The organism is Metabacillus sp. KJ11-3, assembly GCF_055808295.1.
The window spans coordinates 607,172-619,666 of the sequence record NZ_CM147865.1 but is presented as its reverse complement, the minus strand read 5'-3'; the positions used below and the strand labels follow the sequence as shown (position 1 = coordinate 619,666).

Genomic DNA, 12,495 nt, shown 5'->3' with positions numbered 1-12,495 from the left:
TGTTCTCTTTTTTATCCCTTTACTGATCCAATCATGACTCCTTTTTCAAAATACTTTTGGATAAATGGATAGACAATTAAGATCGGAAGAGTTGAAATAATGATAACCCCGTACTTAATTTGATCCGCATATCTTTGTGCATATCCACCAGCTGCACCACCACTTCCCGCTCCTTCGGCGAACACCTGATTAGAGAGCAGAATATCTCTTAATACAATTTGCAATGGCTGTAGACTATAGTCTCGTATATAAATTAATCCTGTAAAGAAATCGTTCCAGTGCCACACTAAATAGTAAAGTCCAATAACAGATACAACCGCCTTTGAGAGAGGCATCACAACCTTAAGGAAAAATGTAAAGTGATTACATCCATCAATTGATGCGGCTTCATATAATTCATTTGGTATGTTTGTCTCAAAAAATGTCCTAGTAATGATTAAATTAAACACATTTACTGAGAAAGGAATAATAAACACCCACATGGTGTCAATTAGCTGTAAATCTTTCATTAATAAGTACGTTGGGATTAACCCTCCATTAAAAAACATTGTAAAAACAAAGAAGAACATCAAAATTCGTCTTGCACGAAATTCTCTTCTTGATAACACATAGGCAGCTGGCAGTGTTAGCAATAAATTAACAAACGTACCTAAAAGAGAGTAAATCATTGTGTTTTTGTAACCAACCCATATCCTTGCATCCTGAAAAATTTCTTGATATCCAAATAAACTAAACCCTTTTGGAAATAACAGTACTTTCCCTGTAGAAACAAGGGTTGAATCACTTACAGAAGCGATTACAACAAAATATAGCGGATATGCGATAATTAAAAATACAATCGCACATATTACATAGATAAATAGATCAAAAATCATATCATTTATATTTTTCCCTTTTTTCGTAAGTAGTGCCATAGCAGCTCCTCCCTCCGTAATCGGATACTAGCTCAAAATCACTTTACCAAAGGCTAATATTCGAAAATCTTTTTGCTATATAATTCATTGTTAACAGTAAGGCAAAATTAATTAATGTATTAAACAACCCAATGGCTGCTGCATAACTAAATTGATTTGAGATTATCCCAATTTTATAGACATATGTTTCGATTACTTCGGAAACTGGCAGATTTAATGGATTTTGCATTAAAAAGATTTTTTCAAAACCTGTACTGATAATGGAACCCATATTTAATATCAATAGAATAATAATTGTTGGGATAATCGCAGGTATTTCAACATTCCTAATTATTTGCCAGCGATTTGCTCCATCCATTTTCGCTGAATCATATAACTGCGGATCAACACTGGATAATGCCGCTAAATAAATGATGCTATTCCACCCAACATGTTGCCAAACATCAGATAACACATATACTGGAACAAATGTATTGGTAGATGCTAATAGATTTACATCCTGAAATCCAAATGCGTTCATGATATGTCCAACGATTCCTGTGTTAGGAGATAATAGGACATTTAATAATCCAACAAGTACCACAATGGAAATAAAGTGGGGCAAATATACGGTTGTTTGGAGAACCTTTTTTCCCCTTTTCCATTTAATCTGGTTGATGAGCAAAGCCAAAATAATTGGTGCAGGAAAGCCTACAATAATGGTTGTTAAACTTAATATAACTGTATTTCTCAATAAATCTGTAAACATATGGCTTTCAATGAATTGAATAAAATACTTTAAACCTACCCATTCTCCCCCGGTCAGTCCTTTTGTAAAATCAAACTCTCGAAAGGCCAGCTGAATCCCGTACATTGGGATATAGTTAAAGACAAATACAATGATAATTGCAGGAAAGATCATGATCCATAATTGATAGTCACGTTTAAATGTATTAAAAATGGTAGGCTTTTTTTCCAGTTTTAGATTTGGTGCACTATTCGTTTTAGTTGTTCTCGTGCTTATAAAGGCCATATACATTCTCCTTTACTGAGGAAGACCGGGCTGCATTAAAAAATGTTGCAACCCTGCCTCCTTAGGTAATCATTACTCCAAATTACTCATATATTCATCATAATACCCTTGGATAATTTCAGTGTTTTTATTGATTCCAATCTTATCTAGTTCTTTTACATAATTATCCCACTGTGAATCAATTCCGCCTTTTGTGATCCATTCAGAGTATTTTGCCATGGCTAGATTCATAATTTCTGTGTTTGCCAGACTTAATGTATTGTTGTCTTCATCACTGTATTTAATAAAGGTTCCAGGGAAAACATCTTTCTCTTTATCTAAAGATTCAAAGACTTGTTGTAATGGCTCTGTTTGCTTTCCTACTGATTGCATATCACTTCCAAGTGTAAGCTCTAAAGAATCTGAAATATACATTGGTCCATTATCAGCCCAGGTTGTTGTCCATTTCCAAGTTCCAGGATCCATTTCTTTATCTTCAGGTGGCAGAACAGAGTAAGTACCATCACCATTGTCCGAAATGTTTGTTCCCAGTGAACCAAATAACACCTGCATACTAACTTCCGGATCATATAATTCATTTATAAATTTCATCGCTGCTTCTTTGTTTTTACTTTGAGATGACATTTGAATAAGATTAACACCGTAGTTTAGGTTGTTATAATCATAACTCCAGGAAAGCTCTTCTGTTGAATCAGCTGAAACTTTTAAAGGCGCCATTGGTTCATATTGTGGGGCAAGTGTATTACCGAATCTGTCAGTTACTTCCCATCCAAATGTATAGCCTACCTTTGCTGTGTCTCCATCTCCACGTGCAACGGACTGGTATTTTGTATAGTCTTGTGTAAATACTTCTTTATTGATTAAGCCTGCTTCCCAACATTTATTCAGAAATGACACAAGCTCTTTATACCGTTCATCAACCAGGAAATTTTTCACTTTCCCATCTTCCACAAATATCCCCGTTCCACTTCCATCTCCTATTGTGATCCCCATACTACCTAGTAGAACTGTTGGTTGAAAATGCCCAAAACCAGTTGTCCCAGTTGGCGAAAAGTCCATAGGAATTTCATCTTTTGGATCTCCATTCCCATTTGCGTCTTTCTCTTTAAATGCCACTAACACTTCATAAAGTTCATCCCAGTTTGTTGGCATTTCCAAGCCAAGATTTTCTAACCATTGCTTGTTAATAAATTGTCTAGTTGCTGTTTCCGGCCAAAACCTTTGATATTTTGGCAGACCGAATATTTCACCTTCTCTTTGTGTTGATAGTGCCTTTAATTCAGGCTTCTCTTCAAACATCTTTTGAACGTTTGGAGCATGCTCTTCAATCAATGGAGTTAAATCTTCAAACAAACCATTAAATTTAGCAAATTCAGCATCAGTAATAGCATTTGGACCAACGATTAAATCAGGTATATCACCTGCTGCCAGCATAGCCCCCTTTTTTTGGGACCAATCAGCTGATACTTCCTCCCACTTAATTTCAACACCTGCTCTTTCTTCTGCTTCCTGCAGCCATTCCATTTTCGATAATTCCTGTGTTAATGCGTGTTTCGTAATTAGTGCAGTAAGGACTACTCTGCCATCTTCTGTTTGTTCCACTTTTTCGGTATTGCTACAACCTACTAATACAGATGTTAAACATAAAAAAATAACTAATAGAAAGACCGTCATTTTTTTCATCCTAGCATCCCCTTTGTTTTTTATTTCGAAACAGATACTATGCAACCCCTTACATTTTTTCTTATGAGCATACATCCATTTCTTTTATAGCTAGTTTTCTTATTGATTTCATTATGAAAGATTTATTAAATGATGAGAATTCACAATTCCTCAGAAAACATATCTTTTCTTTGGATTTTATAAAATGAATTAATTGGGGTGTTGCTCTAAATTGAGATATGGAAAATGGGTGTGGGTGAAAAAATTGAGTAAGTGATTGAATAATCTTGAATAGTGATTGAATTAATAGGAAAAGTGCTTTAATAGATTCTTAAAAAATCAAAAAAAGAAGACTATGTCGATATAGCCCTCTTCACAACAGCAATCAGCTCTAATTCTCTTGGAAAATAGTATTCGTAGTCACAATTCTTATCTCGTATATCCCCCCTGCAATTTTGTTTTCTTCAGAAGCAAATTTCACCTCTACCGTTTCCTTTCCATTCGTTAAGGACATCGGAATCTCATAACAAACGGAAAACAATTCTCCAGGTTTATTCTTTTTAAGAACTTGGTGAGCAATCACTGTATCATCGATGAAAATATCAAATTCGCGCACGTACATTTTTCCATCGATATGCCGATCCGTATCATCCCCATTATAAGTCACGAATACGTACATTTGCGTATCATTTAGTACCTTCATTTCATAACTAAAAAAACCATTATTGAGACTTTCTCTCCATCCACAATTATATAGGTTTACATACCCTGATCTTGAATTCTGTTTTTTAATCGAATGCTCTACTTCAGGTTGTTGCTCATTAGGTCTGACAGCATCTATCGTTATACGATTAAGAATATCTATTTTTTCCTTTTTTTTCGTCAAAAATGTTTGATACTTAGAATGACTCATTATATTCCAATACAATGTATAACGCTGATGATGCAGCTTATAAAACGGTATGAGTGTAACCTGTTTATTTCCTGGTTGGCCAATTGAATTTGTCTTAAATGTGAGGGGCTCACCTTCAACAGGTTTTACCCAATTCCTTACATTCATGTCATCTGTGATAAGATCCGGCACATCTATTAATGGATGATTATTTAATTTCAAATGATCATCCAATATGTCTGTTTCCGGAAACTTCTCTGTACCAAGTGCTCCTGCGAGTACAATTGGTCCATAGAGAATTGCCGCTTTTATAGGATCTTGTTTCATCGGTGATGAGTAAACTTCCAATGGGACTTTGATATCAATTATATCTCCCTTATTCCACTTTCCTTCAAGTGTGATGTATCCATTTTTTGTACTAGTATGTTTGTCTTTTTGATTAACTGTTACTGTTACAGGACCGGAAATCCAATTAGGTACCCTTATTTGGAACGTTAAATGTACGTTTTCTGCCTGCTCAACAATTAATTGAGTTCGGTCAGATTCAGGGAATACAGTTAGTTGTTTTACCGACATTTTTTTCTCTTCAATAGAAATTTGCGATGCGATAAATAAATTGACAAATAACTCATCCCCGTTTTGATAGTAGATATTCTTTGTGTATCTTGCTGGGTTTTCCATCCCTGTTCCTGTGCAGCACCAAAATGATTGATCTGGTGTACAATACACTTTAAAATGTCCTGGTTGTGTTGAGACAAAATAAGTTTTCATGCCTGTGTCTGGATCTTGTGAAGCTAGAATATGATTGTACAAAGCTCTTTCATAGTAATCGATGTATTCTACCTTTTGGTTAATGCGGAATAAGCATTCTGTAAGTTTTAACATATTATACGTATTACATGTTTCTGTCGTTGTCACACCTAATTCTTCTTTATCCTCTGGACCAAAATGTTCCCCTATGCTATTTCCACCAATTACATATGAGCGGTGCTTTGTGACTTGATTCCAGAAAAACTCAGCCATATGTTTATATTGTTTTTCACCTGTAACTTCATAAAGTTTCGCTGCCCCTATCACCTTTGGAATTTGCGTATTTGCATGTTTTCCTGCAAGGTTATCGATTCCTCTTGCCAATGGGTCTAAAACCTCTTTGTGACAGAACCTTTTGGCTAGCTCTAGATAAGCATCATTCTCCGTGATTTTATATAAATCAACAAAGACTTCATTCATTCCTCCATGCTCACAAATAAGCATTTTCTGAAACTGCTCTTCATTTAATTGACTTAGTCCTTTACATGCCCAATCTGCAAGCTTCCTTACAACAGTTAGAGCTTTTTGATTGCCTGTTAATTGGTACGCATCAATTAACCCTGCATATATTTTATGAATGCTGTACCACGGAACCCAGCTTCCTCCTAATGAAAAATGATCCACTTCAAAACTCCCGGAGAAAACGTTATCAAAACAAACTCTCGGAAAACCACTTACATATCCATCTTTATCAAAAGATTGAATATGAGCAAGTTCATCGATTGAATAAGCTAATTTCTCTATTAACCGTTCATCCTTTGTTACAGAATACATTGTGGAAGCAGCTGATAACCAATGACCTATCGAATGACCTCTAATTCCTCTGGTTTCCCATCCACCATATGTCGTTTTTTTGGGTGTTTCACCTGCAGCCTCATAACATGGAGCAACAAGTCGATCAACATCAAGATATATCAAATACTCCATCCCTTTTTCCTGGGATTCCTTGAAAACCCCATCTAAAAGTGTAACATTCACCATTATAAAGTCCTCCCCTTTTAATCGTTATATCTTCTATTGTGAAGAAAAGAAAGCAAAAACTGAATTCACAATTCCATATAATCCATATCTTTTTTTTGTTTTTTCGTGATAAAGTATAAAAAGAAAGTTAGGGAGGTTGGACAATGAATAAAGTCAGTTTATATACATACACTTTACCGTTAATAAGAGAAATCGGTCATATGTGGGATGATGAGGGAATTTTAGATCATCCTATTCGTCTTATGGAAACACTTAATGTGTTTATTTACGTTAAAAAAGGGGATATACAAGTGATTGAAGATGATGTGGAGTTTCATTTACAAAGTGGAACATATCTTTTTCTTAAAAAAATATTCCGCACTGGGGAACAAAACTTTATACACCTGGTACAGAATGGTACTATATTCATTTCTATGATTCATTCGATTACATAAATGTAGAAACTTCAGGGGAATATTCCAAATATCAGCACTCAACACTCATAATGGAAGAAACCTACCTTTCAAAAATGACTCTTCCAAAAACCGGGACTGTGAAAAATCCTGAATATACAGAGCTTCAGCTGAAGAAACTGTGTGAAGAATACTTGTCACCTCATACGCTGCGACCTTTAACAACATCCTCGATGACCTATCAATTTTTCATAGACCTATATAGTAAAAAACTAGAGGAATCCAACAAAACAAAACAACATCGGATTGTAGGAAAAATGATCGATCTTTTCAGTCACTCTTCATCTAAAAAATTATCTAGTAAAGAAATTTCCGACTCTATTGGAATGAACTATGCCTATTTATCAACTCTATTCCGAAAAGAAACAGGAAAAAGCATCACTCAATTTCAGGATGAATTACTAATTGAAAAGGCGATTAAAATGTTGAAAGAAAAATCCATTAACATATCTGAAGTAAGTGATTCTTTAGGTTTTTCAAATCCGTTTTATTTCAGTCGGGTATTTAAAAAAGTTACGGGTGTATCACCCACTACCTATTTAAATGAAATATATCGAAACTAAAAATCCCTCTCACAAGAAAGGGATTTTCACATGACTAAATATTAAACTAACACTGCCAGTCTTTCTTTTACTTCTTCTTCTGTTAACCCGTGCTCTGCCACGTAACGGTTTCGCTCATGAACTCGACATTCATGGCTACATGCACGTAAATGTTTATGTTCATTTTCTTCTGAGCACAGAATTTTTTTGTTGCACTCAGGGTTTCCACAGTTAACAAATCGTTCACATGGTTCACCAGTATAATAGTCTTTTCCGACAACAGTCGGCTCCACTCTATTTACAGGAACGATAAGTCTTTCGTCAAACACATAACATTGTCCATCCCAGTCTTTCCCCTGTACTTCCGGGTCTTTTCCATAGGTGACGATTCCGCCGTGAAGCTGTGCAACATCTTCAAAGCCTTCTTTACGTAACCAGCCGGAAAACTTTTCACAACGAATTCCGCCAGTACAATAAGTTAGGATTTTTTTGCCTTCAAATTTTTCACGGTTGTCTCGAATCCATTCCGGCAGTTCTTTAAATGTATTTATATCAGGTAAAATCGCATTTTTAAAATGACCTACAGCATATTCATAGTCATTTCTAGCGTCAATAACAACTGTATCTTCTTGTTGCATTGCCTCTTGAAATTCTTTTGGACTATAATACTTCCCTGTTAACTCCAGTGGATTGACATCATCTTCCAATCGAAGGGTCACAAGCTCCGGACGATGACGGACTTTGATTTTTTTGAACGCATGTCCATTCTCTTCATCTATTTTATAAACCATATCGGCAAAACGAGGGTCTTCTTTCATGTGTGCCATATATTGCTCTGTTTGTTCAACAGTGCCGGATAAAGTTCCATTGATGCCTTCATGAGCAACTAAGATTCTTCCTAATACCCCAAGATTTTTACAATACTCTAGATGCTCTTGAGCAAACTCCTCAGGGTTTTCGATTGTAACATAGTGATAGTATAATAAAACTCGATATTCTTTATTTTCCATTTAACTCTCACCTTCTATATTATATTTGCAAGATATACATACAGAGATGGTAACTTGCTGTTACGTTAACCAAAAAACGTAACATCTAATTAAAACAAATAATTTAACTAAAATCAACCGGTCAGATTTGGATAACCTGTTAAAAGTACGGGAACACCGATCATTTCTCTTCTCCTCTAAAAATAGAAAAACTTGGCTTATCACTAAGTCCTAATGGCGAAAGCCTTAGTTTTTCTTATACTATCAACCATAAAATCTTATACTTGATAGTACAAAAAAAGCTTCACCCACTGCCTTCTTACCCCCATAAATTACAAAGATTCAAGAAATATTGTATAAAGATATGTCATTATATTTTTTCTTATTTCAGGCAGAGGAGGACTATTATGGAGACCAACGTAAAAGATGCGTTAACTGAATGGAAGGAAGAAATGCTCAAGCAAAAGATCGAGCTTGATGAAGAATACGAAAGAGTAAAGAACGAGCTGCAAATCTACTCCTATAAATCCGGAATAACAAAACAAGTCATTCAGTCTACTATTAATGATGAAATTATCGAAACAATTAAAACGACCTATCAAGTACCATTTGTAGAAAAATATGATGAACTAAAGCAGTACATAAGAATATTAGATGAGAAAAGAAAAGTATTTCAAATGTTTGTCGATAAAATTGAAAAAGTCAGTGAATCTGGAGAAAATGATTCCGTGTAATAGACAGGAGAAGGCTACATGCCTTCTCCTTTTTGATTCCACATTCCAAAATTGGTATAATTGGATCAAATTACCAACATAAAAAATGGAGTGATGATGTGTTTAATAAGGCTGTCTATTTGATGATCTTGTTTTTATTTCTTTCAGGTTGTTCCTACGATGAAACCCCAAAGAACCAAATACAAGATATCGAAACAACAGGAAAGACTGTTGAAACTTTAGCTAAAAATCTGGATATACCATGGAACATAGCAAAGCATAATCAAACCTTCTATCTCACTCAACGCGCAGGAAAAATCATAGAAATATCTGGAGATACAAGAAAACAACAAAAGTTATCTCTTTTAAAACATGTTCATCATGAGGGAGAAGGTGGATTATTGGGGTTTGTGTTAGCAACTGATTTTTCATCCAGCCATAAAGCATATGCCTATCACACATATAAAGAAGGAAATGAAATAAAAAATCGTATCATCGTTCTTAAAAAAGAAGATGACTCTTGGATTGAACAAGATACTTTAGTAGAAAATATCCCCGGTGGAAGAATTCATAATGGCGGGAGAATAAAGATCGGTCCTGACAGCATGCTCTATGCTACAACCGGAGATTCAGGTAATCCCGACTTGGCACAAGATAAGCAGAGTTTAGCAGGAAAAATTTTACGTATGAAACTTGATGGGGCGGTTCCAGATGATAACCCTATTCAGTCTTCTTACCTTTATTCTTATGGACATAGAAACCCTCAAGGTCTTGCATGGGATGAAGATGGTAACCTCTATAGCACTGAGCATGGGCAAAGTGCACATGATGAAATTAACTTGATAAAACCTGGACAAAATTATGGATGGCCAGTTATTCAAGGAGATGAAGAAAAATCCGGTATGGTTACACCTATTTTTCATACAGGAGAACAAACCTGGGCACCATCCGGTATAGAGTATTGGAATGGAAGTCTTTATATTGCCACACTCAGAGGTGAAAAAGTCCTACGTTTTGACTTATCTTCTAATCAGGTTTCGTCTTTTCACGAGGGTAGCGGCAGAATGCGAGATGTGTTAATAGAAGAAAATCACCTTTACACTATCACTAATAACCGAGATGGCAGAGGAACACCTCGTAAAGATGATGATAAACTTCTCAATATTCCTTTAACAGCACGAGAATATTAATGAACATGAAAAGAATCCCTCTTCTAAAGTGGGATTTTTTACTGTGGAATCATTTTATTCGGGAATTAAAAATATTGTACTATTTATATTTTCCCAATAATGTAAAATTTTATAATAAAAATCGAAAAAACCATCTGAATTGGATATTGTTGGAACGGTTTGTAACTTTGCTAACATCTAGCTGTAACAACGTAAACAAACTGTTAAGTGCTTGTTCTTTTAAACTTTCTTTTTCGTGGTAAGATGAATTCATTGATTAGCACAACCGCTAACAAGGAGGTAAACAACATGAAAAGAAAGTTGATTTCGTTTATCACATTCGCATCATTGACAGCAGGATTTTCAGTACAAGCTGCTGCAGAAGAGATTACAGTAAAAGAAGGTGATACTCTCTGGGATATTGCCGAACAAAATGAAGTTGAAGTTGAACATATAAAAGAATGGAATAACTTATCAAGTGATAAAATTCTTCCAGAGGATCAGCTGATTCTTAATGATTCTTATGAAGTAAAATTAGGTGATACTCTCTGGGATATTGCCGAAGAACACGAAGTAGATATAGACGAGCTTGAGCAATGGAATGACCTTGATTCCCACATTATTAAACCTGGGGAAGAGCTCCAAATCAAGCATTCTGAAGCAAAAAAAGAAACTACTGAGCCTGTTGCTACAACAGTAAAAAAGGTTCAAAAAGTTAAGAATACAGAAACAACAGAAACAGAACAAGAACCAGAAGGTCAGGAAATGACGGTAACCGCAACTGCTTATACAGCAAATTGCGAGGGATGTTCAGGTACAACCGCGACTGGAATTGACCTAAATGCAAATCCAGATAAAAAGGTTATTGCCGTTGATCCTTCCGTTATTCCTCTTGGTTCAACTGTTGAAGTTGAAGGATATGGAACTGCGGTTGCAGCAGATACTGGCGGAGCAATTAAAGGCAATAAAATAGATGTCTTTATCCCTTCAAAATCAGATGCTGTAAACTGGGGTAGAAAAGAAGTAAAGATTAAAGTACTTGATTAATAAAAACGTAAAATGGTTGTGTTATTTATAAACTCAAGTTACCTATTATCATAGTTTCAAAGGGCTGTCTCAATTGTGACAGCTCCTTTCTATATCATCACGACAATCTGCACCAGATTAGAAAAACATGGCTAATAATGTCAAGTCCTGCAATATTACGATCCGTTTTTTATTTCTTAGAAAAATCATGTAGAGAATTGTAGATAAATTTTTGAAGGAGTTTTAAAAGATTTCTAAAATTAATGTACATAAGAGGAAAAGTAATTAAATAGAAAGGGGACATTGTTCGTGAGAGATGATTTAAGCTTGCAACAACTTGCAGAAGGTATCCCAAAATCACTTTTGAATGCATCTGATAAAGATATAGAAAGCTTCCAGCATATTATTGAGGAGACAATAAAATTACGAGAAGGACACCGAAATTTGCAAAAGCTTATAAAAAGCTTCTCTACCAATGGCATTCAACGTTCATAATAAGAAAAGTGCAAGCGCCTTGGTCAGCACAGGCCAAATTACCTAGACCCTTGAGGGGCTAGGCGCTGGAGCTAGACACCAACACTAAATACAAACCTCTAAACACAAAACGACCTACCCATTTTCAGGTAAGTCGTTTTGTCTTTTAGTCGTTAACCTCTGTACTTAAACTTGATGGAATTAACCCTACGTCCTCAAATACTTTACCGAGTTTTTCATCAGCTTGAGTGAATCTTTCATTTGCAGCATCTAATGAAGGAGCATCTTTGGCCAGCTCTTCTGCTTTTGTTTGATAAGATGCTGTTAAATCTTCTATAGCTGATTCAAGATCTGCTTTTTGATCTGCTAATTCTTCAGGAATTTCAATTGTCTTTAATTGTTCAACGACTGCTTTAGCAGATGCTTCTGCTGAAGTTTTCATTTCTGCTGTTGGCTCTTCTTCTGAAGCTTCATATGCATTTAAATCTCCATCATGTTCATTTATAACCTTTGAAGTTGACATATAGAATCGCATCATTGCACTTTTGGCATTTTGCTCCTTATCTGCCCCTTCTCCTGCGGTAGCACCTTCACTTTTTGTATTTTGTGATTCTGTTGATTCTTCTGTTTCTCCTGCACAAGCTGTTAACCCGATGGCAAACACTAGTGTAGAAAATAAAAACCAAAATTTTCTCATTTTAACTCCTCCAAATCGGAATAGTATGTAGATGAAGATCTCCATTTAATTCCCAAATATTAGAATGATCTTCCACCTTCTGTATTATAGGAGGAACCTGAAAGAATTTCAACCATTATTTCACAAAAACATCAACATCACTTATACCACTTTCGTAATTAA

At 35.4% G+C, this 12,495-nt stretch carries 12 protein-coding genes; 6 read left to right on the top strand and 6 right to left on the bottom strand.

Features of this window, described 5'->3' with window-relative positions:
- Positions 1 to 11: 11 nt before the first annotated feature.
- The 4 genes from AC0L8O_RS03200 to AC0L8O_RS03185 form a co-directional block, all read right to left on the bottom strand.
- Positions 12 to 875: a carbohydrate ABC transporter permease gene (locus AC0L8O_RS03200; protein ID WP_473448634.1), complete on the bottom strand. Its 864-nt coding sequence runs from the start codon at positions 873 to 875 to the stop codon at positions 12 to 14.
- A gap of 82 nt (positions 876 to 957) precedes the next feature.
- A complete protein-coding gene (locus AC0L8O_RS03195) occupies positions 958 to 1,815 on the bottom strand; it encodes an ABC transporter permease (RefSeq protein WP_473448632.1) in 858 nt (285 codons plus the stop codon).
- A 183-nt stretch (positions 1,816 to 1,998) separates the two neighbouring features.
- Positions 1,999 to 3,609 carry an extracellular solute-binding protein gene (locus tag AC0L8O_RS03190; protein WP_473446569.1) on the bottom strand — a complete coding sequence of 537 codons (1,611 nt, stop codon included), beginning with the start codon at positions 3,607 to 3,609 and terminating at the stop codon, positions 1,999 to 2,001.
- A 370-nt stretch (positions 3,610 to 3,979) separates the two neighbouring features.
- Positions 3,980 to 6,271, bottom strand: coding sequence for a beta-L-arabinofuranosidase domain-containing protein (locus tag AC0L8O_RS03185; RefSeq protein ID WP_473446568.1), 2,292 nt, complete (start codon positions 6,269 to 6,271; stop codon positions 3,980 to 3,982).
- A 143-nt stretch (positions 6,272 to 6,414) separates the two neighbouring features.
- Here AC0L8O_RS03185 and AC0L8O_RS03180 point away from each other — a divergent pair, with 143 nt between their 5' ends.
- Positions 6,415 to 6,705 carry a hypothetical protein gene (locus AC0L8O_RS03180; protein ID WP_473446567.1) on the top strand — a complete coding sequence of 97 codons (291 nt, stop codon included), beginning with the start codon at positions 6,415 to 6,417 and terminating at the stop codon, positions 6,703 to 6,705.
- A 50-nt stretch (positions 6,706 to 6,755) separates the two neighbouring features.
- Entirely contained in the window at positions 6,756 to 7,286 is a 531-nt protein-coding gene (locus tag AC0L8O_RS03175; RefSeq protein WP_473446566.1) for a helix-turn-helix domain-containing protein, read from the top strand.
- 41 nt (positions 7,287 to 7,327) lie between these two features.
- Here AC0L8O_RS03175 and trhO read toward each other — a convergent pair whose 3' ends face one another.
- Positions 7,328 to 8,275, bottom strand: a complete 948-nt coding sequence (trhO, locus tag AC0L8O_RS03170) for an oxygen-dependent tRNA uridine(34) hydroxylase TrhO (protein WP_026562874.1) — start codon at positions 8,273 to 8,275, stop codon at positions 7,328 to 7,330.
- 386 nt (positions 8,276 to 8,661) lie between these two features.
- Here trhO and AC0L8O_RS03165 point away from each other — a divergent pair, with 386 nt between their 5' ends.
- The 4 genes from AC0L8O_RS03165 to AC0L8O_RS03150 all read left to right on the top strand — a co-directional run bounded on the left by AC0L8O_RS03165 (position 8,662) and on the right by AC0L8O_RS03150 (position 11,657).
- A complete protein-coding gene (locus tag AC0L8O_RS03165; protein ID WP_026562873.1) occupies positions 8,662 to 8,988 on the top strand; it encodes a hypothetical protein in 327 nt (108 codons plus the stop codon).
- Between the two features lie 98 nt (positions 8,989 to 9,086).
- Positions 9,087 to 10,157 (top strand): PQQ-dependent sugar dehydrogenase, encoded by a 1,071-nt coding sequence (locus AC0L8O_RS03160; RefSeq protein WP_473446565.1) that lies wholly within the window; start codon positions 9,087 to 9,089, stop codon positions 10,155 to 10,157.
- A gap of 288 nt (positions 10,158 to 10,445) precedes the next feature.
- Positions 10,446 to 11,183, top strand: coding sequence for a 3D domain-containing protein (locus AC0L8O_RS03155; protein ID WP_473446564.1), 738 nt, complete (start codon positions 10,446 to 10,448; stop codon positions 11,181 to 11,183).
- Between the two features lie 288 nt (positions 11,184 to 11,471).
- Positions 11,472 to 11,657 carry a hypothetical protein gene (locus AC0L8O_RS03150; protein ID WP_026562186.1) on the top strand — a complete coding sequence of 62 codons (186 nt, stop codon included), beginning with the start codon at positions 11,472 to 11,474 and terminating at the stop codon, positions 11,655 to 11,657.
- A gap of 145 nt (positions 11,658 to 11,802) precedes the next feature.
- On the opposite strand, the gene AC0L8O_RS03145 is transcribed toward AC0L8O_RS03150, so the two are convergent.
- Positions 11,803 to 12,333, bottom strand: a complete 531-nt coding sequence (locus AC0L8O_RS03145; protein WP_473446563.1) for a hypothetical protein — start codon at positions 12,331 to 12,333, stop codon at positions 11,803 to 11,805.
- Positions 12,334 to 12,495: the final 162 nt, after the last annotated feature.